The sequence below is a fragment of the Amycolatopsis sp. CA-126428 genome (assembly GCF_002904335.1).
Classification (GTDB): domain Bacteria; phylum Actinomycetota; class Actinomycetes; order Mycobacteriales; family Pseudonocardiaceae; genus Amycolatopsis.
On record NZ_PPHF01000074.1, the window covers coordinates 146,264 to 170,118 of the forward strand.

Annotated in this window: 27 protein-coding genes; 8 read left to right on the forward strand and 19 right to left on the reverse strand. The window is 73.0% G+C overall.

What is annotated here, in order from left to right:
- Positions 1–52 precede the first annotated feature (52 nt).
- Positions 53–655, forward strand: a complete 603-nt coding sequence (locus C2L58_RS19055) for a LysE/ArgO family amino acid transporter (protein WP_103338929.1) — start codon at positions 53–55, stop codon at positions 653–655.
- On the opposite strand, the gene C2L58_RS19060 is transcribed toward C2L58_RS19055, so the two are convergent.
- Genes C2L58_RS19060 through C2L58_RS19090 form a run of 7 tightly spaced genes read right to left on the reverse strand, consistent with a single transcriptional unit; the run spans position 656 to position 4,601 of the window.
- Positions 656–1,135 carry a methylated-DNA--[protein]-cysteine S-methyltransferase gene (locus C2L58_RS19060; protein WP_199191332.1) on the reverse strand — a complete coding sequence of 160 codons (480 nt, stop codon included), beginning with the start codon at positions 1,133–1,135 and terminating at the stop codon, positions 656–658.
- Positions 1,132–1,506 (reverse strand): hypothetical protein, encoded by a 375-nt coding sequence (locus tag C2L58_RS19065; RefSeq protein WP_103338930.1) that lies wholly within the window; start codon positions 1,504–1,506, stop codon positions 1,132–1,134. Before C2L58_RS19065 ends, C2L58_RS19060 begins: the two co-directional genes overlap by 4 nt.
- The gene (locus C2L58_RS19070) at positions 1,503–2,216 is read right to left on the reverse strand and encodes a 2OG-Fe(II) oxygenase (RefSeq protein WP_103338931.1); all 714 of its coding nucleotides are present in this window, start codon (positions 2,214–2,216) and stop codon (positions 1,503–1,505) included. The genes C2L58_RS19065 and C2L58_RS19070 overlap by 4 nt, the downstream gene beginning before the upstream one ends.
- Positions 2,213–2,806 carry a methylated-DNA--[protein]-cysteine S-methyltransferase gene (locus C2L58_RS19075; RefSeq protein ID WP_103338932.1) on the reverse strand — a complete coding sequence of 198 codons (594 nt, stop codon included), beginning with the start codon at positions 2,804–2,806 and terminating at the stop codon, positions 2,213–2,215. The genes C2L58_RS19070 and C2L58_RS19075 overlap by 4 nt, the downstream gene beginning before the upstream one ends.
- On the reverse strand, positions 2,803–3,279 hold the full coding sequence (locus C2L58_RS19080; RefSeq protein ID WP_103338933.1) for an RNA polymerase sigma factor: 477 nt from the start codon (positions 3,277–3,279) through the stop codon (positions 2,803–2,805). The genes C2L58_RS19075 and C2L58_RS19080 overlap by 4 nt, the downstream gene beginning before the upstream one ends.
- Positions 3,280–3,314: 35 nt before the next feature.
- A complete protein-coding gene (locus C2L58_RS19085) occupies positions 3,315–4,079 on the reverse strand; it encodes a putative protein N(5)-glutamine methyltransferase (protein ID WP_103338934.1) in 765 nt (254 codons plus the stop codon).
- A gap of 12 nt (positions 4,080–4,091) precedes the next feature.
- Positions 4,092–4,601 (reverse strand): L,D-transpeptidase, encoded by a 510-nt coding sequence (locus C2L58_RS19090; protein WP_103338935.1) that lies wholly within the window; start codon positions 4,599–4,601, stop codon positions 4,092–4,094.
- Positions 4,602–5,162: 561 nt separating this feature from the next.
- Here C2L58_RS19090 and C2L58_RS19095 point away from each other — a divergent pair.
- The 3 genes from C2L58_RS19095 to C2L58_RS19105 are packed head-to-tail and all read left to right on the forward strand — an operon-like array spanning position 5,163 to position 7,451.
- Positions 5,163–6,371 (forward strand): cytochrome P450, encoded by a 1,209-nt coding sequence (locus C2L58_RS19095; protein WP_103338936.1) that lies wholly within the window; start codon positions 5,163–5,165, stop codon positions 6,369–6,371.
- A 32-nt stretch (positions 6,372–6,403) separates the two neighbouring features.
- Positions 6,404–6,793: a hypothetical protein gene (locus C2L58_RS19100; RefSeq protein ID WP_103338937.1), complete on the forward strand. Its 390-nt coding sequence runs from the start codon at positions 6,404–6,406 to the stop codon at positions 6,791–6,793.
- 4 nt (positions 6,794–6,797) lie between these two features.
- Complete coding sequence (locus tag C2L58_RS19105; RefSeq protein WP_103338938.1) at positions 6,798–7,451, forward strand: response regulator transcription factor; 654 nt, start codon at positions 6,798–6,800, stop codon at positions 7,449–7,451.
- Positions 7,452–7,543: 92 nt separating this feature from the next.
- On the opposite strand, the gene C2L58_RS19110 is transcribed toward C2L58_RS19105, so the two are convergent.
- From C2L58_RS19110 to C2L58_RS19135, 6 genes are all read right to left on the reverse strand, one after another.
- Positions 7,544–8,686 carry a S53 family peptidase gene (locus C2L58_RS19110; RefSeq protein WP_233225802.1) on the reverse strand — a complete coding sequence of 381 codons (1,143 nt, stop codon included), beginning with the start codon at positions 8,684–8,686 and terminating at the stop codon, positions 7,544–7,546.
- Positions 8,687–8,700: 14 nt separating this feature from the next.
- Positions 8,701–10,833: a hypothetical protein gene (locus C2L58_RS19115; protein WP_233225803.1), complete on the reverse strand. Its 2,133-nt coding sequence runs from the start codon at positions 10,831–10,833 to the stop codon at positions 8,701–8,703.
- Positions 10,834–10,938: 105 nt separating this feature from the next.
- Complete coding sequence (locus C2L58_RS19120) at positions 10,939–11,274, reverse strand: hypothetical protein (protein WP_103338941.1); 336 nt, start codon at positions 11,272–11,274, stop codon at positions 10,939–10,941.
- A 15-nt stretch (positions 11,275–11,289) separates the two neighbouring features.
- Positions 11,290–12,663, reverse strand: a complete 1,374-nt coding sequence (locus C2L58_RS19125) for a protein kinase domain-containing protein (RefSeq protein WP_103338942.1) — start codon at positions 12,661–12,663, stop codon at positions 11,290–11,292.
- 106 nt (positions 12,664–12,769) lie between these two features.
- Positions 12,770–13,231, reverse strand: coding sequence for an HNH endonuclease (locus C2L58_RS19130; RefSeq protein ID WP_103338943.1), 462 nt, complete (start codon positions 13,229–13,231; stop codon positions 12,770–12,772).
- A 99-nt stretch (positions 13,232–13,330) separates the two neighbouring features.
- Positions 13,331–14,269, reverse strand: coding sequence for an alpha/beta hydrolase family esterase (locus tag C2L58_RS19135; protein WP_103338944.1), 939 nt, complete (start codon positions 14,267–14,269; stop codon positions 13,331–13,333).
- A 155-nt stretch (positions 14,270–14,424) separates the two neighbouring features.
- Between C2L58_RS19135 and htpG the strand changes: the two genes are divergently transcribed.
- Positions 14,425–16,320 carry a molecular chaperone HtpG gene (htpG, locus tag C2L58_RS19140; RefSeq protein WP_199191333.1) on the forward strand — a complete coding sequence of 632 codons (1,896 nt, stop codon included), beginning with the start codon at positions 14,425–14,427 and terminating at the stop codon, positions 16,318–16,320.
- Positions 16,321–16,631: 311 nt separating this feature from the next.
- Here the strand turns inward: htpG and C2L58_RS19145 are convergent, their stop codons facing one another.
- The 6 genes from C2L58_RS19145 to C2L58_RS19170 form a co-directional block, all read right to left on the reverse strand.
- Positions 16,632–18,101, reverse strand: a complete 1,470-nt coding sequence (locus C2L58_RS19145; protein ID WP_103338946.1) for a glycoside hydrolase family 76 protein — start codon at positions 18,099–18,101, stop codon at positions 16,632–16,634.
- A 93-nt stretch (positions 18,102–18,194) separates the two neighbouring features.
- Positions 18,195–18,827 (reverse strand): cupredoxin domain-containing protein, encoded by a 633-nt coding sequence (locus tag C2L58_RS19150; protein WP_103338947.1) that lies wholly within the window; start codon positions 18,825–18,827, stop codon positions 18,195–18,197.
- The gene (locus tag C2L58_RS19155) at positions 18,824–19,273 is read right to left on the reverse strand and encodes a hypothetical protein (protein WP_103338948.1); all 450 of its coding nucleotides are present in this window, start codon (positions 19,271–19,273) and stop codon (positions 18,824–18,826) included. The genes C2L58_RS19150 and C2L58_RS19155 overlap by 4 nt, the downstream gene beginning before the upstream one ends.
- Positions 19,274–19,344: 71 nt before the next feature.
- On the reverse strand, positions 19,345–20,325 hold the full coding sequence (locus C2L58_RS19160; protein WP_103338949.1) for a plastocyanin/azurin family copper-binding protein: 981 nt from the start codon (positions 20,323–20,325) through the stop codon (positions 19,345–19,347).
- A gap of 23 nt (positions 20,326–20,348) precedes the next feature.
- Positions 20,349–21,257, reverse strand: a complete 909-nt coding sequence (locus C2L58_RS19165) for a CopD family protein (protein WP_103338950.1) — start codon at positions 21,255–21,257, stop codon at positions 20,349–20,351.
- A gap of 3 nt (positions 21,258–21,260) precedes the next feature.
- Positions 21,261–21,869 carry a hypothetical protein gene (locus tag C2L58_RS19170; RefSeq protein ID WP_103338951.1) on the reverse strand — a complete coding sequence of 203 codons (609 nt, stop codon included), beginning with the start codon at positions 21,867–21,869 and terminating at the stop codon, positions 21,261–21,263.
- 381 nt (positions 21,870–22,250) lie between these two features.
- Between C2L58_RS19170 and C2L58_RS19175 the strand changes: the two genes are divergently transcribed.
- Genes C2L58_RS19175 through C2L58_RS19185 form a run of 3 tightly spaced genes read left to right on the forward strand, consistent with a single transcriptional unit; the run spans position 22,251 to position 23,810 of the window.
- Positions 22,251–22,787, forward strand: a complete 537-nt coding sequence (locus C2L58_RS19175) for a copper resistance CopC family protein (RefSeq protein WP_103338952.1) — start codon at positions 22,251–22,253, stop codon at positions 22,785–22,787.
- A gap of 29 nt (positions 22,788–22,816) precedes the next feature.
- A complete protein-coding gene (locus C2L58_RS19180) occupies positions 22,817–23,155 on the forward strand; it encodes a DUF6221 family protein (RefSeq protein WP_103338953.1) in 339 nt (112 codons plus the stop codon).
- 4 nt (positions 23,156–23,159) lie between these two features.
- The gene (locus C2L58_RS19185; RefSeq protein WP_103338954.1) at positions 23,160–23,810 is read left to right on the forward strand and encodes a phosphoribosyltransferase; all 651 of its coding nucleotides are present in this window, start codon (positions 23,160–23,162) and stop codon (positions 23,808–23,810) included.
- Positions 23,811–23,855 lie beyond the last annotated feature (45 nt).

The window sequence follows — 23,855 nt, forward strand, 5'->3', positions numbered from 1 at the left end:
CGTAAGAATCTTTAGCTGGAGTAAGGCAGCGCCCCGGTCATACCGTGTCGAGGTGCTGCCTCTCCTGCTGGCCGGATTCGGAACCGGCCTGTCCCTGATCGTCGCGATCGGCTCCCAGAACGCCTTCCTGCTGCAACAAGGCCTGCGTGGCGGGGCCGTGGCGCCGCTGGTCGTCATCTGTGCCGGGTCCGATCTCGTGCTCATCGGGCTCGGGGTCAGCGGCATCGGGGCCGTGCTGGCGCAGTGGCCGACCGCCATCGGGGTCATCGCCGCCGGGGGTGGGCTGTTCCTGCTCGGCTACGGCGCGCTCGCCGCGCGGCGGGCGTTCCGGCCGTCCGTCATGACCGTCGGCGAGGACCGCACGCCGCTGCGGAAGGCCGTGCTCGCCTGCGTGGCCTTCACCTGGCTGAACCCGCACGTCTACCTCGACACGGTCCTGCTGCTCGGCTCGGTCGCGGTCGCCCACGGCGACGGGCGGTGGCTGTTCGGCCTCGGCGCCGGGGTGGCCAGCGCCGTCTGGTTCAGCGCCCTGGGCTTCGGGGCGCGGCGGCTGGCCGGCGTGTTCGCGAAGCCGATGGCCTGGCGCGTGCTGGACGTCGTGATCGCCGTGACGATGACCGGGCTGGGGGTGACGCTGCTGCTCGGCCGGGTCTGATCACCAGAGCCCCGAGGCCGGTGGCCGTTCCAGGTCCAGGAGGAACGCCTTCCGCTGCACCCCGCCCGCGTAGCCCGTCAGCTTCCCGCCCTTGCCGACGACGCGGTGGCACGCCACCAGGATGCTCAGCGGGTTGCGCCCGACCGCCGCGCCGACCTCGTGCGGCAGGCCGCCGACCGCCCGGGCCAGCTCGCCGTACGTCGCCGTGGCGCCGTACGGGATCTTGGCGAGCTCGGCCCACACCGCGCGGTCGAAGCCGGGGCCGTCCGCCCGCACCGGCACGTCGAACACCGTGCGCCGGCCGGCGAAGTACTCCTCCAGTTGCCGCACCGCCTCGGGGAACGCCGTGTCGTCGCGCTCGCCGAACGTGGTGCGGTCCGGGCGGGTCCAGTGGTTCGGGAAGTACAGGCCGGTCACGACGGCATCGTCGCCGACGACGGTCAGCGGGCCGATCGGGGAATCCACCACAGCGTGTTTCATCGGTTCTCCCAAGTAGTCCCGTCCGCGCGGGCGCCGCGCAGACCGGGGAGCGCGAAGCCTTCCAGAGCCGAAGTCGCGATCGTCCGATGTGGACTCCACGACGTCGACAGCAGCAGCCGGCGGGTCATGCCGGCCCAGCCCGCCGGGGTGGCGGCGACCACCCACGCGTCCGGCTCCGGCGCCGCGAAGCGACGCGCCTGGCGCAGCCACGACGCCGCCGTTCCGGGCCAGGTCACCGTGGCCAGCACCAGGCCGCCCCAGGCCGCGGCGATCTGCTCGCCCTCGGCCCGGGAGGCAGCATCCGTGCCGATCACGATGTGCCGCGCCCGGCCGAGCAAGCCCAGCAGCGCCGCCAGTTCGAGCGAGGTCATGCGGCATCGTGGAACACGAGGCCCAGTGTGTGGCGGCGGCCCGACCGGACCACCGAAACGCCGTGGCGCACCGGGGCCGCCGACCAGCCGCGGGCCGAGCGGACCGGCCTGTCCCGGGTGGTGAACACCAGGCCGTGGCCCTGCGGGATGAGCGTCGCCGTGCCGCGGGACTGCGCGCGTGGCCGCTGCTCCACCAGGAGGAACTCGCCGCCGGTGTGGTCGGTGCCCGGATCGTTCAGGTTGATCACCACCTGCAGCGGGAACACCTTGTCGCCGTAGAGGTCGCGGTGCAGCGCGTTCCAGCCGCCCGTGTCGTAGCGCAGCAGGATCGGCGTCGGCCGCTGCTGACCGGCGGCGTGGCACACGGCCAGCCACTCGTCCAAGGTGGACGGCCACTCGGCCGGCCGCCCGAGGCGCGCGGCCCAGTCCTGCGCGATCGGCAGCAGCCGCGGGTAGAGCGCCTGCCGCAGCCGCTGCACCGGTTCGGGGAACGGCGAAGCGAAGTAGTGGTAGTCGCCGTGGTCCCCGAACCGGTGGCGACGCAGGTTCACCGTCGCCCGGAAGTGCGCCGGTTCGTCCCACAGCTCGACCAGCCGCGCGCACTCGGCCGGGCTGAGCAGCCGCGGCAGCAGGGCGCTGCCGTAGTCGTCGACCTCGGCGGCCACCGCGGCCCAGTCGGCCGCGGCGACGCGCTCCTCGAACGTCGTCACGCCGCCTCCATCGTCAGCAGGGCCCGCTTGGCTTCTTCCCCGCCGGCGTACTGCCCGTACGACCCGTCGGACCGGACGACCCGGTGGCACGGCACCACCACCGGCAACGGGTTGAGCGCGCACGCGGTGCCGACCGCGCGGACCGCCTTCGGGCTCCCCGCCGCCGCCGCGACCTGCGCGTAGCTTTCCGTGGTGCCGTAGGCGATCTCGGCCAGGTGAGCCAGCACGGCCCGGCGGAACCCCCGCGCCAGCCGCAGGTCCAGCGGGACGTCGAAGGCGTGCCGCTCGCCGGTGAAGTACTCCTCGAGCTGGCGGGTGACCTCCTCGAACCGGGCCGGGGTCCGGAGGATCCGCGGGCTGATGACCGCCGCCAGCTCGGCCAGCACGCCGTCGTGGTCCTGGCGGTCGAAGGCCACCCTCACCAGGCCTTCCTCGGTCGCCGCCAGCAGCAGCGGCCCCACCGGGGAGTCGACGATGTGGTAGGCGACGTCCAGCAGTCCCTGGCGGGCGGCGTCGGCGACGAGCCGCTCGTGCATCGGGTTCGGGTCGAGCAGGACCTCGTTCGTGAAGAACGGGAACATGTCCGTCATGAGTGCGCTCCTTCCAGGGGGTAGCAGGCTCGCAGCGCTTTGACGCCGTCGGCCGCCGCCCGGCGGGCGGCGTCGGCGGTGCCGCCGGTGATTTCCGCGATTTCGCGGTACGGCAGCCCGGCCAGGTAGTGGTAGGCCACGGCGAGGCGTTGCTTGTCCGGCAACCTCGCCAGCGCGTCCCACAGGTCGCCGTTCCACGCGTCCGCGCGGCCCGGCCGGTCCGGGACGTCCCCGACCGGGACCGGCCGGCGGGCCTGCGCGCGGGTGACGTCGACGGCCTTGCGGTGCGCGATCGTGACGAGCCACGCCTGGACGTTCGCGTCGGCGGGCAGCTCCGGGTACGCCTTCAACGCGGCCAGGAAGGTTTCCGACCAGGCGTCTTCGGCGTCGGCGGACCCGAGCACGGCCCGGCAGACCCGGAGGACCATCGGCCCGTGCTCGGCCACGACTTGCTCGAACGGTTTCACGATCACACCAGGTAGACGTCCGGGAGCGCCGGAACGTGAGGTCACGGTTCCGCGGTACCGGTCACGACAGTCGCGCCCAGCTCGTCGCAGGAGTGCACGCGCGGCGACAACCCCGCCGCCGCAAGGATTTCCGCGAGCACCGGCGCCTGCCGCTCGCTCGATTCGATCAGCAGGGTCCCGCCCGGAGCGAGCCAGCCCGGCGCGCCCGCGGCGACGCGGCGGGCGAGGTCCAGGCCGTCCGCGCCGCCGTCGAGCGCCACCAGCGGCTCGTGCAGGCGCGCTTCCGGCGGCATCGTCGCGACGGCCTCGGTCGGGACGTAGGGCACGTTCGCCAGCAGGACGTCGACCCGGCCGCGCAGGGACGGCGGCAGCGCGTCGTAGAGATCGCCGTGGTGGACGTGGGCGTCCGGGAGGTTCAGCCGGGCGCACTCGACCGCGGCGGCCTCGACGTCGGCGGCGTGCAGCTCACGCGGCGGCCGGGCGGCGGCGAACGCGGCGCCCAGTGCCCCGGAGCCGCAGCAGAGGTCGAGCACCACCGGGTCCGGGGGCGCCAGCGAGACGGCGACGTCGACCAGGTACCCGGTGCGGTGGCGCGGCACGAACACCCCGGGCCGCACGGTGACGCGCAGGCCGTGGAACTCCGCCCAGCCCAGCAGGTGTTCCAGCGGCAGCCCGGCGACCCGGCGTTCGACGAGCGCACCGAGTTCCGCGGGGGACGTGGCCGCGGCGACGAGGAGATCGGCCTCGTCTTCGGCGAACACGCAGCCCGCGGCGCGCAGCCGGGAGACGACAGTGGGAGTGTCCAACGGGGAAGAAGCCTACAAGACCTGCACCGCGTCCCCGACGTTCAACCCGTCGAAGAACGCCGCCGCATCGGCGTCGGTCAGGTGGACGCAGCCGTGCGAAGGCGCGTCGAGCGGCCCGGCGTGGAAGGCGATGCCGCCGGCGGCGAAGAACACCGAGTGGGGCATGTCGGTGCCGTACTGGCTGCTGCGGTGCTCGCGGTCTTTCCACACGACGCGGAACGACCCGGCGGGTGTTGCCTGGTCGGGTGGCCCGAACCCGGCCGGGACCGGGCCGCGGACCACCTGGCCGTCGCGCAGCAGCCAGGCCAGCCGCTGCGGCAGGCTCACGCACGCCCCGGTGGTGACGGCGCACGGCGGCGTGGGTGGGGGCGGGGTGGTCGTGGTCGGCGCCGGTGGCGCGGCCGAAGTCGTGCTCAGCGGCTCCGGCTCCGCGATCGGGCTCGGTGTCGTGGTGCGCGGTGCCGAGCAAGCGGCCGTGACCAGCACCGCACCCAGCAGGGTCACCACCTCGGTCCTGCGCATCCGTCGTCCCCTTCGCCGAACTTCCTGCCGGGGATCAGTACGGGTGAACGGCCCCGAAGGTTGAGCGCCGATGGGTTACCCCGGACGGGCGACGCCGAACCCACCGGAGTCGGCTCTCCGGCACCGTCACGATCGAGCGCCAGGCCGCGGTCGCGACGGTGACCTGGCCTGGCGCCGCTCATGACGATCGCCGCGTTGACGATCGCCACCCCGGCGGCGGGCGCATCTGTACGGCCACGTGCTGTCTCGGAGGTCGGCTTTCCGGTCCACTTTGGATCGTCGGCTAAACCTGCCGGGCGGATTTCGGGGCGCGAGGCTGGTTCGGGCCGCGGTTTGCCGAGCCGGGGCTTGGCCTCCGGCCCCCGGTTCCACGATACCGGGGGGCACCGACAGAATCGCTCCTCCGGGCGCGGCCGCTGGCCCGATCGGGCGGGAACCGCTGCTCCGGGCCCGGTAGCCGCGTCCGGTGCGTACCGTGGATCGCGGGGGGACCGGGGGAGCGGCCGGTGACCGGCCCGTCCGTGTCCGCGCCGATCGGCCGCGCACCCGGGAGGAGAACCCATGACCGCCACCACGGATCGCCCGCGTCTGCCGTTCGAACGGCCCAACGTCCTGGAAATCGCGCCGCTCTTCGAGGTGCTGCGCCGGCAGGGACCCGTGGTCGCCGTGACCACTCCGGCCGGGGACCCCGCCTGGCTGGTCACCGGGTTCGAACAGGTCCGGAGCGTCTTCACCGATCCGCGGTTCGGGCGCTCGCACCCGGCGCCGGAGGAGGCTCCGGCGCTTTCGGACGCCGCGATCCTCAGCCGCCCGCAAGGGGACCACGAGACCGAGCACGCCGACCACGCGCGGATGCGGCGGATGCTCGTGCCGGCCTTCTCCGCCAACCGGATCCGGCGGCTCGCCGGCCACGTCCAGGAACTCGCCGACGGCTGTTTCGACGCCATGGACCGGGCCCGCGACGCCGGCGGCCCGGTCGACCTGCACGAGCACCTGTCGTTCCCGCTGCCCGTGCTGGTGATCTGCGAGCTGCTCGGCGTCCCGTCCGAAGACCGTGACACCTTCCGGGTGCTGTCGGACCGGATGGGCCGGATGGACATCGGCGACGGTGCCGGTGCGGCGCTCGACGAGTTCGCCGCCTACATGAGCCGGCTCGCCGCCACCAAGCGGCGCGCTCCCGGCCAGGACGTCGTCTCGGACCTGGTCCGCGCGCAGGCCGGTGATCCGTCGTTCAGCGACGACGACCTCGCCCGGCTCGCCGCCGGCCTGCTGTTCGCCGGCCACGAGACGACGTCCAACCGGATCGACCTCGGCGTGCTCTACCTGCTCGCCGACCTCACCCGCCGGGACGCGCTGGCCGCCGACCCCGACGGGCGGGTGCACGGCGTGGTCGAGGAGATCCTGCGGCTGTCCGCCCCGAGCGGGCTCGGCGTCCTGCGGTACGCGCACGACGACGTCGAGCTCGGCGGCGTGGAGATCGCCCGCGGTGACGCGGTCGTGCTGGCGCTCGGGGCCGCCAACCGGGACTCGTCGGCGTTCCCCGACCCGGCCGCGTTCGACCCCGGCCGCAAGGCGGCCTCGCACCTCTCCTTCGCCCACGGCGGCTGGTTCTGCATCGGCGCCAGCCTCGCGCGCACCGAGCTGCGCGTCGTCTTCGGGTCGCTGTTCCGGCGTTTTCCGGGGCTGCGCCTGGCCGTCGGCGTCGATGAACTCCAGGTCCGGACCAACCGTGTCACCGGGGGAGTGGACCGCGTGCCGGTCCTCTGGTAGACCAACGGCGGTCGTGAGCGGAGGATAAAGACGTGACGTTGTGGGACAAGCTCGGGATGGACGACAAGCTCATCAAGGTGCTCAAGGAGATCCCGCCGGGTCCCGACGCCGCGGAGTTCGGCCCGGCCTACGTCACGATCCACCAGCTGGCCGTCGAGCTGGACCAGCGGTTCCCCGAGGTGCGCCGGCAGCTGGACGTGCCGCTGGGCGGCGGCGCGACCCGGCACGCCGGTCTGGTCGAGCTGCTCGGCAAGGAGCTGGTGGAGAAGATCAAGCGCTACGGCGACGTCTACCCGATCGAAGCCGCGCAGCTTTCGTCGGTGCGGTTCCGCGAGGTGCGGCTGCGCGGCCCGGGCGGCCGGGACCTGGTCGGGGCGTCGAAGACCGACCTGCCGCTGATCCGCCTGCGGCCGAAGGACTGACGCGGTGCTCGCGCCGCTGCCGGTGCGGGTCCTGGTGGCCGAGCGCGACCCGGCGGTGCGAGCCCGCCTGAGCGCGGTGCTCGAGGAGGCGGACGGCATCGAGCTGGTCGGCGCGGCCCCCGACGTGACGGCGGCCCGGGTCACCCTGCGCCGACGACTGCCGGACGTGCTGCTGCTGGACCTGCGCCTGGGCTGGCCGGACGCGCTGACCCGCCGCCCGGCGGTGGTGGCCCTGGCGACGTTCGACTCGGACGCGGGCATCCTGCGCGCCCTTCGCGACGGCGCGGCGGGCTTCCTCCTGCGATCGGCCCGGCGTCGCGACCTGATCAAGGTGGTCCGCTTGGCCGCGGACGGCCACGTGGTGCTGTCCCCGGACGCCTCCCGCCGCTGGGTGGCCTCGGCGACCCGGCTGTCCGGCCCGCGCGACGAGCGGCTGGCGGCGGTGGACCGGTTGTCGGCCCGCGAGACCGAGGTGCTCACGGCGGTCGGCGCGGCCATGACGAACGCGGAGATCGCCGAGCGGCTGGAGCTGCCGGAACCGGTGGTCCGGGAGCACGTGGCGACGGTGGTGCGGAAGCTGGGCTGCGCGCACCGGACGGGCGCGGGGCTGCTGGCCTACGAGCGCGGGCTGTGCCGTCCGGGCCATGGCGCGGCTTGACGACGCTCTGGTTCGGGGGCGCGCCGCCAGGCGCCCAAGAGCTGCCCGGCGGTCCCGGTGGCGCGGGCAGCCGGCCCACGCCACCGGTGCCCTCAGAAGCCGCCCAGACCGTCCGGTACCCCGACCCCCGTCGGCGCGTCATAACCCGGGCCCGCCACGCACAGGTAATCGCCGCCGCACTTCTTGCCCGCTCCGGCCGGGTCGTTGTGGCCCTCGGTGATGTCGGTGAACGAGGCCGCCTTGGCGTACACGTCCGCCGGTCCGATGGCCCCCGCGCGGCCCGAACGGCCGATCAGGCCCGCGATGAACGGCGCCGAAGCGCTCGTGCCGCTGGCCCGGGTCCAGCCGTCCGCGTCCGTGTAGTGGATCGCGATGTCCTCGGCCGCCGCCGACACGTCCGCGACCGTTCTCTTGCCGCAATGGGTGTCCCGCTGCCACGTCGGCTTCGCGATGTACGCCGAACAGCCGCTGCCGCCGTACGGCCAGGCCCACTCCGTCCAGCCGCGCGGGGAGTCCGGGTCGCGGGCCAGCGACGTCCCGCCGACTGCGATCGTCGAGGCCAGGACCGCCGGATAGCTCGCCGCCGTGAAGCCGCGGTCGCCGGAGGAGGCCACCACGGTCACGCCCGGGTGCTGGTAGTGGCTCGCGTACGCCAGCGCCGCGCCGTTTTCGCGGGCGCCGTAGCTGTTCGACACCACCTTCGCGCCCAGCCGCACCGCCGTGTCCGCCGTCTCCGCCAGGTCGGCGAACCCGGGCGAGTTGCCCTCCACGACCAGGATCCGGCACGACGGGCACGCCGCCGACACCATCGAAACGTCCAATGTGGACTCCATGGCCCAGCCGAAGTCGGTCTCCGGCAGCGGCGTGGCCACCCCCTGCTGGTTCACCTTGCGGAAGCAGCCGTTCGCCGTCGTGCACGGCGGCAGGCCGTACTGCGCCCGGTACGCGGCCAGGTCGGCCTCCAGATTTGGAGCGTCGAAGGCGATCGAGATACCGACGACGGTGCCCGGCCCCGCCGCGGCGGGCAACGTGTAGGCCGACGCCAGGTCGTCGGCGCCCCAGCCGGCCGGGCCGAAGGCACGCGCCGCGCCCGGCGTGTAGGTGGTGAGGCAGTGCAGCACGCCCGGCCGTTCCGGACATGCCGCTCGCGGTGCGGGTGCCGCGCTCGCGGCCGGTGTGAGCACGCCGGCGACCGCGACCGCGGCGGCCAGCACTCCCAGCCATCTCCTGTTCACCGTGGACAGTCCTCTCATGACGGGTAGACGTGGTAGGCGGCGGTGATCGTCTCGGCGATGGTCGCTCCGGCGGCGTCGGCGGCGGTGACGCGCAGGGAGACATCCTGGCCCCCGAACGCTTCCGGCGTCGCGGTGAAGCCCGCGTGGAAGACACCGTCGCCGCGGGCGGTGACGGTCGCGTCCTGCCAGGTCGTGCCGTCGGTCGAGTACTGCACGGTCGCGGCCGTCACCGGCGAACCGGTGCTCTGCTGCAGGTGCCCCACCGTGAGGTCCAGGCCCTGCGGGCCGGACACCGTCGACCCGTCCGGCCGCAGCCCGCCGACGGCGTACCCCAGTGTCAGCAGCGGTTCGACGGCACACGCCCGGTCCGGCCCGTCCTCGCCGCGGGCGCAGTACAGCGTCGGGGGCAGGGTCACGCCTTCGACGTGCTGCGATTTCCACGTCCACTCGGTGTGGGTCGCGGTGCTCTGCCGGTACATCGGTCCGGTGCGCCCGGCGTCGATCGTCAGCCCCAGCGTCGACGGGCCGGGCGTGACCTCCTGTTCGAAGGCGAGCGCGTAGTCTCCCTGCGGGCCGCCTTCGGCCAGGGTCGTGCCGTCCTGGGTGAGCCGGTAGGAGCCGGAGATGGTGTCCCGGGGCTCGCCGACCAAGCCGGAACCGGTGTGGCCGGGCTGGTTGTCGCTGAACGGCGTGATCGAGAACCGCAGCAGGTCACCCGCCCGCGTCGCGCCCGGCAGGGTGTACGACCGGCCGTCGGACAGCGGCAGCAGCGCCACCTCGCCCGCCGGGTGCAGCGGGAAGCGGTTCCAGTCCTCGGTGACCGACGAGCCGCCCTGGTAGGTGTGGAACGGCTCGCGCTGGCCGCCGGCCCAGCCGGGGAACGGCCCGGGCCGGATGTACTTCGAAAAGCCGCCGAACCACCCCAGGTCAGGCGACGCGGAGACGTACTCGGTCTGCTTCCGGGGCAGCTGGATCGGGTGCGCCGGCCGGCCGTTGACGTCCTCGAACGTGAACATCCCGCTGCGCTGGCGCAGGCCGAGCGTGGGGTATTCGCTGAAGTAGGTGGCGTCCACGGCGGCGATGTCCTTCGCCGTGATCACGTACCGCTGCTGCGGAATCACGCCGATGCTCGCCTTCTGCAGCACGTATTCGTACGGCGTGCCCGGCCCGGGCGGGGACACGAGCCTGCTGTACGGATAGGTCTGCAGGGCCCCGGTGCGCACCGGGGCACTGGTGGGCGACACCGAGATCGGCACGCCGGGGCCGGCGTCGAAGTCGACGAGCAGCGCCGGGCCGGTCTTGGCGGCCCGGCGGAACAGGAAGCCGGTGTCGTCGAGCAGCGCCGGGCGCGGGGTCACCCAGGTCAGCTTGCTGGACGCCCGCTTCGCGTCGACGCGGACACCTCCGTCCGCCTGCACCGCGAACTCCGGCTGCGCGCTGAACCGCAGCTCGGTCGCGTTGCCGTCGGCGTCGGACGTCCAGAACACGCCGAGCGCGCTGTAGTGGCCGTCCGGCACGCTGAACTTGGCCGTCCCGCCGGAGAAGTAGTTGAAGGTCTCGTCGAAGGCGAGGGCGTCGCCGTCGTCGGTGTTGTAGAGGAACGCCATGCCGGTGTCGGCGGGCTTGCCCGCGATGTCGGTGGCGTCGACCGAAACCGTGCGCATCACCGACATCGGGCGCACAGCCTGCCGCTTCGGCGCTCCCGAGAGGGCGAACCGGACGCCATCGGCGAACAGCCCCTGGCCACCGAAGCGGCCACGAGCACTGTCCTCTTTGAACTGCTTGGCCAGCGCGGCGCCGAACGTCGCGGTGTCGACCGGCGCCTTGGCCCCGGCCAGCAACGCCTTGACGTCGAACAGGCTCAGGTCGAGTCCGCGCCCGAGGTAGGGCAGCGCGGTGCCGGGCACCTCGTAGTCCCGGCCGCCGAGCCGCAGGTGCACCAGCGCCCGCGCCATGCCCTTGGCCGCGGCCGGCTGCACCTCGAAGGTGTCCCGGCCGTCCGGGGCGGTCCGGACGGTCACCCGGTCCCCGGTGACGAGCGTGACGGTCGAGGACGAACCCGCGGCGGCCGCGGCCGGCGGGGCGAGCCCGGCCACGCCCGCCGCACCGGCGAGCAGGACCGCGAACACCGGAAATCTTCTTCGCACTGGCGCCTCCGTGTGGTGAGTGATCACCACTACGACGGGCCGGCCACCCCGGCTGTTGAGCCGGGTCACGATCTTCGGCGAATTACCGCCGATCGGTCCAACGCGCTACTTCTTCCGCGCCTTTTCGACGGCTTCCAGGAATTCCTTGACCACGGCGAGCTTCGAGTAGCCGTAGCGGAACGTGTTGCCCGGCAGCTTGTCGCAGCCGAAGGGCACGTTCGCGACGACCTCCGTGGGGGCCTCCGGCGCCACGAAGACGATCTCGCCCGGCTTCCCGCGGGTGGCCGCGGTGTGCCGGACGTCGGTCAGCTTCGCGACCGGAAACCGGTGCGGGGTGTCGCTGGGGAGGAAGCCGAGCGACTTCGTGGCGACCTTGAGCGTGACCGTCCGGCCGTCGAAGTGGATCGATCGGCGCCGGTCCCGGACGTGGTGGGGCCGCACGGGACCTCCCGCTGGTCAGAGCGTCCGGCAGGTGAGCGCCGGCCGGGCGTCGGCACTTCCGTTCTGCGTCAGGGCGATCAGGCCGAACGTCGTCGTCGCGTCCGCGTCGAGCTTGGCGTTCCAGTCGGCGTTTTCGACCGTCACCGTCGAACCATCGACCGTGAAGGTGCCGTTCCACAAGCCGCTGATGCGGTGACCGGCGGGCAGCTGCCAGCGGACGCGCCAGCCGGACAGGCCCGCGGTCCGGTCGTTGCGGACCGTCACCTGCACCTGGTAGCCGCCGGGCCAGGAGTTCGTCACCTCGTAGCGGGCCGCGCAGCCCAGATCGGCCGGCGTCGTCGGCGCCGGGCTCGCGGACGTCGAGGCCGGCGGAGAGGCCGGGGGAGAGGACGAGGCCGGTGCGGCGACGGTCGTCGTGCCGCCGGGGACGAGCACCGTGCCGATCACCACGCCGAGGGCCAGCAGGATCGCGCCGGCGGCCGACGCCAGGACGAGCCGGCGCCGGGGGCGGCGGACGCGCAGCAGCCGGGTCCCGGCCCGGGGCCGCGGCCGGGGCGGCGGCAGGGGACGGCCGCCGGTGACCGCTTCGAACAGCTCCTGGACCTCGGCCATCGACGGGCGCGCTTCGGGATCCCGCTGCAGCATGCGGATGAGCACCTCGGCGAGCGGCCCGCTGTGCCGCGGCGGGATGGTCTCCTCTTTCGCGATGCGCAGCAGCAGTGTGATCGCGTTGTCGTCGTTGCCGAACGGGGGCGTGCCCTCCAGCGCGCGGTAGAGCGTCGCCCCGAGGGAAAAGACGTCGGCCGGGAAGCCGGCTTCGTGGCCGCCGGCGACTTCGGGCGCCAGGTAGGCCGGCGTGCCCGCGATGAACCCGCCGCCGGTCACGGTCCCTTCGCCGGTGGCGCGGGAAATGCCGAAGTCGGCGATCTTGACGACACCGGACTCCCCGAGCAGGACGTTGCCGGGCGTGACATCCCGGTGCACGACACTCTCGGCGTGGGCGGCCGCGAGCGCCGACGCGACCGGCAGGCCGATGCGCGCCACCTCTTCGGCGGGGAGGGTCTCCCGGTCCAGCAGGATCTCCGCGAGGCTGCGCGACGGCAGGTACTCCATCACCAGGTACGGCCCGCCGGGCGCCTCGACGACGTCGTGCACCGTGATCGCGTGCGGGTGCCGCAGGCGCGCGGTCAGCCTCGCTTCCCGCAGGGCACGCACGCTCGCCTGCTGACTGGCCGCCGGCCCGATGGCCGCGTCGTAGTCCAGCTGCTTGACCGCGACGACGCGGTCGAGCCGCTCGTCGCGGGCGCGCCAGATGACGCCCATCGAGCCCTGGCCGATTCGTTCGGCCAGCCGGTAGCGCCCGGCGATCAGCTCTCCTGCGTCGGTCACGGCGACCTCCCCGGCCTTCCCCAGAGCACACAGCACACACGGATGCGGGTGGCGATCGGTTCGAGCCTAACGGCCTGCCCGCCGGTGTGCAGGCGGGCAGGCCGCGTCAAGCGCCGGGCCGGTGCAGCTGGTCCCACGCCGGGACGTACGGGCTGAAGCGCAGCTTCATCCCGGCCTCGCCCGGCAGCTTGTCCGCCTTGCGGGCGTTGCAGCTGCGGGCCGTGCCGCCACACGCGGCGACCGTGTTGAGCCAGTCGGTCCGGGCGCCGCCGCGGCTCAGCGGCGTCACGTGGTCGATCGTGGTGGCCCGCTGCCCGCAGTAGGCGCAGCGGTAGCCGTCACGGACCAGCACGCCGCGCCGGGACCAGCGCGGCGGCTGCGTATATCGCCACTTCATGACGACGTACCGCAGCAACCGCACGATCTTCGGGCGCGGGAACAGCCCGTAGGCGAGACCCTCCTCGGCTTCGTGGATCTCGGCGACGTGGCGCACGAGCATGCGGATCGCGTGCGGGACCGAAACGGTCTGCAGCGGCTCGTAGCCGGCGTTCAGGACGAGTACTTTCACAGCGCACTCCGATTTCGACGATGGGGACGCGGGAAGCGGTGGCCTCCCGCTTGGCGGGAATCATCGTCGCCGAGTGGCTTGACCTGCGTCAATCGCGTTTCACCGCAGGGGATGCGCGCGGAAGAACCGCCAAATCACCGGCGTCGCGTCGAGCACCGTGGGCGTCGCGGAATCGTTGTTCGGCCGGGTGCTGGGCCAGACGTGCCCGGCGCCTTCGACGCGGTAGTGCTCGAGGGCGCCGCGCCGGTCGCAGCCGAGCCACTTCTCGGCGACGACCCCGGCGACCGGCGTCCACGGCACCGGAGCGGGCCGGCAACCGTCCCTTGTGGACCAGGCCGCCAGCCAGTCCGGGATCGCGGGCAGGCCCTTCGCCGGGTTGCCGGCGTAGGGGATCGTCGTGTCGGCCGTGCCGTGGAAGTCGAGGACCGGCACGGGCCGGCTCGGGTGGCAGGCGCCGCCCTGCGGGTAGAACGCGCCGGACACCGGCGCGAACGCGGCGATCCGGCCCGCCAGCCGGCAGGCGAGCACGCCGGTGAACCCGCCGCCGTTGGACTTGCCGGCCGCGAAGATCCGGCCGGGGTCGACGCACAGCGTGCGCTGCAGCGCGGTCAGCAGGTCACTGGTGAACAGGACGTCGTCCGCGGCGGCCGAGTAGGGCGCCCCGGTCCAGGCGGATTCGCCGTCGGTGCCGATCAGGCCCTGCGGGTAGACGGCGATCGCGTCCAGCGCCGAGAAGCCGGACAGCTCCTCCTGGTACTGGGACGTCCGCTTGTGGCCGTGGAAGGACAGGACCAGCGGGTACGGCCGCCACGGGCGGTACCCGGCGGGCAGGTGGACGGTGTACTCGCGGTCGAGGCCGCCCGAGGTGACGTGCCGGGTGGTCGTCACGCCGGCCGGGAACCCGGGCGCGCGCCCGCAGCCGGTGGTGGGCACGGGGTGGTCGGCGACGCCGCCCGCGGCGGCGGGCGCGGCGAAGGCGGTGGTCAGGGCACAGGCCGCGGCGAACACGGCCGCCCATCGGGGGAAGCGTCCGGGCACTCGATCCTCCTTGATCGGCAGCGGGGCGTGGCCAGCATCACACCGGGAGCCGCCGGCTCGGCGATTGCGTTCATAAAGTGCGCGGTCGGAACTGTCGGACCCACTCGGTAGGATCGACCCAACAACGGCCTTCGGACACGCGGAAAGGGATGGAAGTGACTGCCCCGATCGAGACGCTGGAGTTCCAGTCGGAAGCGCGTCAGCTGCTCCAGCTGATGATCCATTCGATCTATTCGAACAAGGACACGTTCCTGCGGGAGCTCGTGTCCAACGCCTCCGACGCCCTCGACAAGCTGAGGCTGGAGTCGTACCGCGACAAGGACCTCGAGGCGGACACGTCCGACCTGCACATCGCGATCGAGACCGACCCGGAGGCGCGGACCCTGACGGTGCGCGACAACGGCATCGGCATGACCCGCGAGGAGGTCGTCGCCCTGATCGGGACGATCGCCAAGTCCGGCACCGCCGACTTCCTGACCAAGCTCAAGGAGGCGAAGGACGCGGCGGCGTCCCAGGACCTCATCGGGCAGTTCGGCGTCGGGTTCTACGCGAGCTTCATGGTCGCGGACAAGGTCACCCTCGTCACGCGCCGCGCCGGCACTGCCGAGGGCGTCCGCTGGGAGTCGGCCGGTGAAGGCACGTACACGATCCAGCCGGTCGAAGACGCGCCCCAGGGCACCGCGGTCACCCTGCACCTCAAGCCCGAGGACACCGAGGACCACCTCTACGACTACACGTCCGCGGCGAAGATCCGCGAAATCGTGAAGAAGTACTCCGACTTCATCACCTGGCCCATCCGGATGACGGGCGAGGGCGAAGCCGCCGAGGTCGAGACCGTCAACTCGATGAAGGCGCTGTGGGCGCGCTCGTCGAGCGAGGTCACCGAGGACGAGTACCACGAGTTCTACAAGCACGTCAGCCACGACTGGCAGGACCCGCTCGAGACGATCCGGCTGCAGGCCGAGGGAACGTTCGAGTACCAGGCGCTGCTGTTCCTGCCCTCGCACGCGCCGATGGACCTGTTCCTGCGCGAGCGCAAGCGCGGCGTCCAGCTCTACGTCAAGCGCGTGTTCATCATGGACGACTGCGAGTCGCTGGTCCCCGAGTACCTGCGGTTCGTCAAGGGCGTCGTCGACGCCCAGGACCTCTCGCTCAACGTCTCGCGGGAGATCCTCCAGCAGGACAGGCAGATCCAGCTGATCCGCCGCCGGCTGGTGAAGAAGGTCCTGTCGACGGTCAAGACGATGATGACCGCCGACGCCGAGAAGTACGCGACCTTCTGGCGCGAGTTCGGCCGGGCGGTCAAGGAGGGCCTGCTCGACGACTTCGAGAACCGCGAAGCCATCCTCGAGATCTCGTCGTTCGCCTCGACGCACGACGCCGAGAAGCCGACTTCGCTGCGCGAGTACGTCTCGCGGATGAAGGAGGGCCAGGAGCACATCTACTTCATGACCGGCGAATCGCGGTCCGCGATCGAGAACTCGCCGCACATGGAGGCGTTCCGCGCCAAGGGCTTCGAGGTGCTGGTGCTGACCGACCCGATCGACGAGATGTGGGTCGACTCGGTGCCGGGCTTCGACGGCAAGCAGTTCCAGTCGATCGCGAAGGGCCAGGTCGACCTCGAGTCGGAAGAGGACAAGAAGGCCACCGAGGTCGCCCGCGAACAGCAGAACAAGGACTTCGAGAGCCTGCTGACCTGGATGGGGACCGCGCTGGGCGAGACCGTCAAGGAGGTGCGCCTCTCGTCGCGGCTGACGACGTCGCCCGCGTGCATCGTCGGCGACACGCACGACCTGACCCCGACGCTCGAGAAGATGTACCGCGCGATGGGGCAGGAGCTGCCGCCGATCAAGCGCATCCTCGAGCTCAACCCGGAGCACGGCCTGGTGACGGGGCTGCGCGAGGCGCACGCATCCCGGCCGGACGACGAGGGCCTGGCCGAGACGGCCGAGCTGCTCTACGGCATGGCCCTGCTGGCGGAGGGCGGCGAGCTGGCCGATCCGTCGCGGTTCATCAAGCTGCTGTCCGGCCGGCTGGAGAAGACGCTCTGAGCCGAGGCCCGGGCGGGTTCGCACCCGCCCGGGCTCACGGGGCCGCGTTCGTCAGGTCGAGCGCGCTCTGCTGCCGGGCCGCGTCGGTCTGGCCCCGGCGATCTCGATTTCCCTGACGTGGCAACAGCTTTCGAGATCACCCGATACCGCACCGAACGCGCCAGCGGAAACGCGAAACCCACATCGGCCACGGCGTCACAACCTCGCCACCGACACCGCACCCCGCGCCATGGCCACCCTGTGCACCGCAGGCCGCACCAGTATCGCCCAAGGCCTCCGCCGGATGGCCCGCGACGCCACCCGGCAGGGGCTCACGGGGCCGCGTTCATCAGGTCGAGCGCGCTCTGCTGCCGGGCCGCGTCGGTCTGGTCGAACGGGCCCGCCCACATCAGCCCGTACGCCTCCGCGCTGTTCCGGTCGTTCGCGTACGCCGCGTTCGCCTGCCGCTGCAGGTAGGCCGGGTACGGATGATCGGGCAGGGCGGCGTTCAGCACCGCCAGGTCCCGGACGTACACGCCCTTGAACGTCGGGCCGTCGAGGCCGCCTCCGCCGGCCGTCTCGCCCGGGTCGCGGAGGATCCCGCCCGGGTTGAGGGCCGCGTTCGTCGTCGACGCGTTCGCCATCGCGCGGGCCTTCGTCAGCAGGCTCGCGTCGCCGGTGGCGCGGTGGAGCTCGGTCAGCGCCGCCAGGGGCACGCCCTGGTTGTAGGTCCAGACGGGCTGGCCGTTGTTGGCGCACGTCGCCGTGTTCAGGCCGTCGTTGACCAGGTTCCCGCTGTTGATCACGCCGCTGCCCGAGAACCACGTCCAGCCCGCGCGGGCGCGCGCCAGGTACGCCGTGTCGCCCGGGATGCGGTTGTGCAGGGCCGCGTTGAGCTGGATGTACAGCGAGTTCGGGATGGCGTTCTTCGTCGTGCGCGAGGTGTTCCACCAGACCCCGCCGCCGCAGACGCCGTCCCAGTACGCGTACATGTGGTCGGCGTCGGCGCGGGCGGTGTTCAGGTAGCGGCCGTCGCCGGTCAGGTCGTAGGCGTCCACCCAGGCCAGGCCCCACCACGCGGTGTCGTCCAGGTAGTCGTTGCGGAAGCTGCCGCCCTGCGCCGACAGGTTCTTCGTGTACGTCGTGTCGATCGCGTAGCGGTAGCTGCCCATACCGCTGATCCGGGCGTTGTCGATGACCGCGGTGAGCGCGTTGGCCGAGTTCCACCACCCGGTCGTGTCGAACAGGCCGGTGCCGAGGTTGTACCGCTCCATCAGGGCCGTCGCCGCCGCGGTGCGGCGGTCCCAGGCGTTCCAGGTCGTCCGGGCCCAGCCGGTGCAGGCGATGGTCCCCGACCCCGCGGGCTGCCCGCACGCGCGCAACAGCCCCACGCCCTTGTTCGCCCAGTCGTCGGCGTTGTACATCAGCGTCCGGTAGCCCGTCGCGCCCGACGGCGTCACGGTGTCGCCGAGCTTGCTGCCCGAGGCCCACGTGCGTCCGGCGTCGAACGAGCGGTCCAGCCAGACGTGGTCGCCGGCGCCGCCGCCGGTGATCGCCGCCCAGCCCATGTCGTCGCCGTCGTCGAGGTGCAGGGAGATCCGGCGTGACCCGGTGGTCGCCGCGCTCCCTTCGCGGTCACCGGGCGACAGCGCCGGATCCCGGGCGTCGCAGTACTTGTCGCAGATCGGGGCGGCGGCCGGGGTCGCGGCCACGGAGGTCTGAGCAGCCGGAGCAGCCGGGGTAGCGGGGGTGGCCGGAGCGGCGGCCAGGGCCAGGGTCGTCAGGAAAGCCAGGAAGTGCATCGGTCACCTTCCGCGCTGAAGGGCGATGCTCCCATTCTGCCGAGCCGATATTATTGGTCCAGTCCTTTGCCGGGACAGGTTCCGGACAGGAATTCACGCCCGCCGCGAGCTCAGCAGCAGCAGGCACAGCACCGCGATCCCGGTGACGAGCCCGGCGACCAGCAGCATCGGGTCCAGGGTTGCCGGTGTCGCCGCGGTCGCCTGCTGCACCGCGGGTGGCGGCTCGGCGGCGGCCGGATTGGCCTGGGTGGCCGGAGCGGCCGGGGTGACGGCGGCCGCGGACGTCGTCGCCGGGGGAGTGTTCCCCGCGGGTGTGGTGGCCACCGGCACCGCGCCGGCCGCGGTCCGGGACGGGAGCGGCCGCGCAGCGGTGCTCGGCGGCGCGGTCGTGGGCGCCGGCAGCACCGTCACCGAGGCCCGCATGTCCGGGTGCACCGAGCAGTAGTACTGGTAGGTGCCCGCCTGCCGGAACGTGTAGCTCCAGCTCTGCCCGGCCGAAAGCTGCGGGCTGCGGAACGCGACCGGCGCGCTCGTCGTGACGACGTCGTGCGGGGCTTCGTCGTACTGCATCCAGGTGACCGTGTCGCCGACCCGGACGGTCAGCGCGGCGGGGGAGAAGGCGTAGCCCTGCATCATGACCTGCTGCGTCGCCGCGGCGGCGGGGCTCGCGAGCGGCACGTTCAGGAACACCAGCAGGCCGGTCACGGCCAGGGCGGCGCGCCTCATCGGACGAACTCGATCGCGATCTCGACGCGCAGCCGCCGGCGGGCCGGCCACCGCCCGAACCGGCCCGCGCGCGGTGGTTTCCGGCGGGCCGGGAGGACGGCTCCGGCGGCCCAGACGACGACGCCGTCCTCGTCCCGGTGCCGGACGTCGCCGCGCAGGCGCACCGCCCGCCCGGCCACGCTGCCTTCGACGACGAACGGGTCCTCGGCGACTTCTTCGGCGGTGAAGGTGAGCTCGTTGCCCCGGAACGCCCGGCGCAGGAAGGGGATCCCGGTCCGCAGCGAACCGGGGTCGAGAGTGACCGTGAGCGCCGAGCCGGGCGTCCAGTGCCCGCCGGTCGCGGTGAGCCGGCCGCGGACCAGGGGCGGGCGTGAGGAAATCTCGATGACGCAGCGGTCGCGGCGCAGGGTGTAGCCGGTCCGGGGCAGGACGGCGGTGTCGGACATGAGGAGTGGCCTCCGGGGATGGGAGCGGGTGGCCCGGCCGGGAACCGGGCCACCCGTGACGACGGCGAGCGTCAGCAGCTCGCCTGGTTCAGCAACGGGGTGAGCACGTTCTCGAGCCACACCGTGTGCGTCTTGATGTACTGGTCGAGGTTCAGCAGATCGGTCACCTGCTGGCCCAGCGACTCTTCGAGGTGTGCGCTCCTGAGGTGCGCGATGATCGGCGCGAGCGTGTCGGTGGCGACCTGGCCCGCCGATCCGTCGAACACCGGGGCGAGCACGGTTTCCAGCCACACCGTGTGGGTCTTGAGGTACTGGTCCAGGTTGAGGATGACCTGCACCTGCTGACCGGGTGAGGTCTCGAGGTGCGCGCTCTTGATGTGGTCGAGGATCGGCTGCAGGACCGCCTTCGGCACGCAGGAGCCGCCGGCCGGGGTGGACGGCATCGGCATCGAGTGGCTCGGTGCCGAAGTCGGCGCGGACGTCGGAGCGGACGTCGGGGTGGAAGTCGGCGGAGCACTGGTCGGGGCCGCGCCGGTCACGGTGACGGTCGCCTTCATGTCCGGGTGGATCGAGCAGTAGTACGAGTACTTGCCCGCCTTGGTGAAGGTGTGGCTGAAGGTCTGGCCGGTCTGCAGGGTCGGCGAGGTGAACTTCTCCGGCCCGTCGGTGACCACGACGTTGTGCGGCGCGGTGTCGTGGTTGGTCCACGTCACCGTGTCCCCGACGTCGATCGTGAGGTCGGCCGGCGAGAACTTGTAACCCATGGCTTCGACCGGCTTGGCGGACGGCGCCGCGGCCGGGGCGGCCCCGCCCGCCTGTTCCTGCGCGAGTCCCCGGTACAGCGGGACGGCCAGGGGACCCTGCTGGGCCAGGGCGGCCAGGTCGACGTTCGCGGCCTGGCCCGGCGCGGCCTGCTCGGTCCGGTCGCCGCGCAGCGTGGCGAGGCTGAACAACGCCGTCGCCAGTGCGAGAACCGCCACGGCGACCGGCCAGCTCCGCCGTCGCCGCACCACCTCCGGCTGCTCGGGGGCGGTGGGGGTGGGGTTGTCCATCGAGGACTCCTTTCGCAGGGCCATCAGCGGCCGGGGCCGGCCGTGACGAGGAAGCTCGCCGCGAGGAGCACCACGAGCACGAGCGTGGTCTCCGCGGCGACGGAATGGACGAAGGGGCGGACGGTGGCGGCGTCCCCGCGCAGGACGACGGCGAAGTCGAGGCGGCGGCCCACCCAGCTGCGGCTGAACTGCGCGGCCAGCAGCACGACGGCGAGCACGGCCAGCTTGACCAGTAGCGTCCGCCCGTAGGCCGTGCCGAACACGCGGCCGACGCTGCCGACGGTCTGCCACGCGAGCACGACGCCCGCGGCGACCACGACGGCGACCGACGTCATCGCCAGCTTCGAGTAGCGGGGGATCACCGAGGCGAGCTCTTCGGGGTCCCGGCGGGCCAGGACGCCGAACAGCAGCACGGCCAGCCCGCCGATCCACGCCGAAGCGCCCGCGAGGTGCGCGAAGTCCGCCAGCTGCGTCAGCCAGGGCCGGGTGCTCTCCACCGCGTGGCCGGTGAGCCCGGTCGTGCGGAGCAGCCCGAGCAGGATCGCCCCGGCCCCGACCCGCCAGGGCAACGCCGTGGCCGCGTCCCGGCCGCGTTGCAGCAGCCAGGCCAGCACCACGCCGCCGAGCAGCCACAGCAGCGCCCTGGCGAACCAGATGCGCCCGAACTGGCTGTCCAGCGCCTGGCCGAGCAGGTCCCAGGCCAGGAAGTCGCCGGGCGGGCGCTGCGCGGCCCACGCCGCCTGCAGGCCGAGGCCGGCGAGCGTGCCGGCCAGGCCGAGGACCCACCCGGTGACCAGCACCGAACGAGCCCCGCGGTGGCCGGCGCCGGCGGGCCAGAGCACGGCGAGGAACAGCAGCCCGCCGGCGAACAGGGTTAGACCGGCGTAGTCGACGGTCCGGGCGAGCACGTACCAGCCCTTGACGGGGTCCACGGCTCACCGTCCACTGGGGACGGTCGGCGTCGGTACCGGCACCATCGCGGGCGTCAGCCCGCCGTCGGCCGCGCGGCAGTAGCCGAGGATCAGGGCGGCGGCCCCGTCCGGCCCGGTCACCCCGAGCCCGGTCGTGAGGGAGCCGAGCAGGGGCAGCCCGCCGACGGTGTCGAGAACCTGTTGCGGCACACCGGCTTGGCACGCGGGCACGTCGTTTCCCGGCGGCGGTGGTGCCGGTGTCGTCGGCTCCGGCGAGGACACCGGGGGAGGCATGGTCCCGGGCTCGGGGGATCCCGGGTCCGCGACCGGAACCACGCCGGTGTCACCGGGCATCGGCGGCATCGACGGCACCGGGTCCGCCGGCCGGCCGCCCACCGGGATGGCGGGCAGCGGGGACACCGGGCCGCCCGTGGGCAGCCGGCCGGCCGGAACCGGTTGCGCGCCGGGGGTTCGCGGTGTGGCGGGGCGGCCGCCGTCCGCGACCGCGGGCGGGGTGGCCGCGGCGGTACCCGGCCGCAGGCCGAGGCCGGAGGCGTAGCCGACGACGATCACGACGGCGCCGGCCAGGCTCGCGGCGATGACGTGGTCACGGCGCAGGGCGGGTCCTCGCACGGTTTCGTCCTCCAGAGAACGGGAATTCGCCCACGGGAAACGCAATTCCGGAGCGGCGGGGAAAGAGCGGGATGTGGGAGCAATAAACCAGCCGCCACGTTTCGCGGGGTGATCTTCACGTGAAGGCCAGGTTAAGTCGAGCGGCCCGCAGACGGCCTGAGCCGGTGAGTTGCTGCGCCGAAAGCCGCTTCTGCTGGACTGTTCGGGTGACCGGGCAGGCGAACCGTCGGAGTAGCTGACCGGTTTGCCCGATCCTTCGGTGGCGGTGCGCCGCGCCGGTGAGAATTGGTTAACACAGCCGTTTCACGACCTCCCGTCATGACCCCGGATCGGGTCGCTACGGTTCCGGCATCGCTCGAATTCCCGAGAAGGCGAGAAAACATGACTTCCCGCTGGTCTTTCCCGGTCCGGATCGCCGCCGCGCTGGCGGCCGCCGCCGGCGCGGTGCTGCTGGGCGCGCCCGCGGCGGCCGCGCACAGCGTCCTGGTGTCCAGTTCGCCGGCCGCCGACGCGTCGGTCGCCGCGGGCCCGGCCGAGGCCGTGCTCGAGTTCGACGAGCCGGTGGAAAACCGGTTCACCGAACTCGCGGTGCTCGGGCCCGACGGGACGTCGCACTGGGAGGCCGGTCCGGCGTCCATTGTGGACGCCCGGGTCTCCGCGCCGCTGTGTCCGCTCGGCCCGGCCGGGGCCTACACCATCCGGTACCGCGTCACGTCCGCCGACGGCCACCCGGTGTCCGGCACCGTCCCGTTCCGGCTCACCGTGGCGGGCCCGGCGGCCGCGGTGCCGGCCGCCGCCGCGGTGGCGAGCCCGGACTCGGACGGCTCGATGCCGCTGTGGCCGTGGCTCACCGGGGGCGCCGTCCTGCTCGGCACCGGGTTCGCGGTCGCCCGGCGGTTGAGCCGCGCGGACGCTTGAGGCCGTGGCCCGGCGGGTATCCCGGGCCCATGACGAATCTCGACGACACCACGACCGCGAAGCTCGACGAATTCGTGCTCGCCCGGCTCGCGGAAGACGAAGAGCGCGTCCGGGCGGGTGAACTGCCGCAGATCGACGAGGCCGAGCGGCGCGGGCGGCTGCGGATCATGTACGCCGACAACGGCGACGGCCTGCTGCTGGCCGGCGGGCCGGTCGAGGCCATGGAGGACCGGCACCCGGTGCCGTTCGCCGAGAAGGCCGAGTTCCTGCGCCGCGAAATCCGCGACGTCCACGACGACGCCTCCGTCAAGCTCATCGCGTCGGTGTACGAAGCCCACCCCGACTGGCGCGACGAGTGGCGCCCGTGAGCTGATGTCCGCGCGGCAGGCGGGTCCGCGGATCTTCGCCGACCGGGAGGACGGCGGCCGCCGGCTCGCGGGCGAGCTGCGGCGCCGGGCCTGGGCCGACCCGGTCGTGCTCGGGCTCGCCCGCGGCGGCGTGCCGGTGGCCGCCGTCGTGGCGCGGTGGCTCGGCGCCGAACTGGACGTCGCGGTCGCCCGCAAGATCGGCGCGCCGGGCCACCGCGAATACGGCGTCGGCGCGGTCACCCGGGACGGACCGGCGATCTACGACGAGACTGCTCTGCGCGCGCTGAGGCTGACCGCCGCGCGGATGGCCCGGGCCGAGGCCCACGAACGGGCGGAAGCACGCCGCCGGCTCCAGCACTACCGAGCCGGCCGGGCACCCGCCGGTCTCACCGGCCGTGACGTCCTCCTCGTGGACGACGGGCTCGCGACCGGCGTCACCGCGACGGCGGCGCTGCGCGACCTCCGTGCGGCCCGGCCGCGGACGCTCGTCTTCGCGGCCCCCGTCGCCGCTCCCGGCGCGGTCACGCGGGTGCTGGGCGAAGCCGACGACGTCGTCTGCGTCAGCGAACCGCCGGACTTTCGCGCGGTCGGTCAGTGGTACGCCGATTTCCGCCAGCTGGGCGACGACGACGTGCTGAACCTGCTCAGTTCGTGACCCGGCGCGCTCCTAAGAGGACCGCCGGTGACGTGCTGCTCCACT

Coding starts and splice junctions, on each gene's coding strand:
- C2L58_RS19145 (WP_103338946.1), bottom strand. CDS start 18,101: ATGCACTTCCTGGCTTTCCTGACGACCCTGGCCCTGGCCGCCGCTCCG.
- C2L58_RS19155 (WP_103338948.1), bottom strand. CDS start 19,273: ATGTCCGACACCGCCGTCCTGCCCCGGACCGGCTACACCCTGCGCCGC.
- C2L58_RS19060 (WP_199191332.1), bottom strand. CDS start 1,135: ATGAAACACGCTGTGGTGGATTCCCCGATCGGCCCGCTGACCGTCGTC.
- C2L58_RS19075 (WP_103338932.1), bottom strand. CDS start 2,806: ATGACGGACATGTTCCCGTTCTTCACGAACGAGGTCCTGCTCGACCCG.
- C2L58_RS19175 (WP_103338952.1), top strand. CDS start 22,251: ATGACTTCCCGCTGGTCTTTCCCGGTCCGGATCGCCGCCGCGCTGGCG.
- C2L58_RS19150 (WP_103338947.1), bottom strand. CDS start 18,827: ATGAGGCGCGCCGCCCTGGCCGTGACCGGCCTGCTGGTGTTCCTGAAC.
- C2L58_RS19160 (WP_103338949.1), bottom strand. CDS start 20,325: ATGGACAACCCCACCCCCACCGCCCCCGAGCAGCCGGAGGTGGTGCGG.
- C2L58_RS19180 (WP_103338953.1), top strand. CDS start 22,817: ATGACGAATCTCGACGACACCACGACCGCGAAGCTCGACGAATTCGTG.
- C2L58_RS19185 (WP_103338954.1), top strand. CDS start 23,160: ATGTCCGCGCGGCAGGCGGGTCCGCGGATCTTCGCCGACCGGGAGGAC.
- C2L58_RS19090 (WP_103338935.1), bottom strand. CDS start 4,601: ATGCGCAGGACCGAGGTGGTGACCCTGCTGGGTGCGGTGCTGGTCACG.
- C2L58_RS19065 (WP_103338930.1), bottom strand. CDS start 1,506: ATGACCTCGCTCGAACTGGCGGCGCTGCTGGGCTTGCTCGGCCGGGCG.
- C2L58_RS19095 (WP_103338936.1), top strand. CDS start 5,163: ATGACCGCCACCACGGATCGCCCGCGTCTGCCGTTCGAACGGCCCAAC.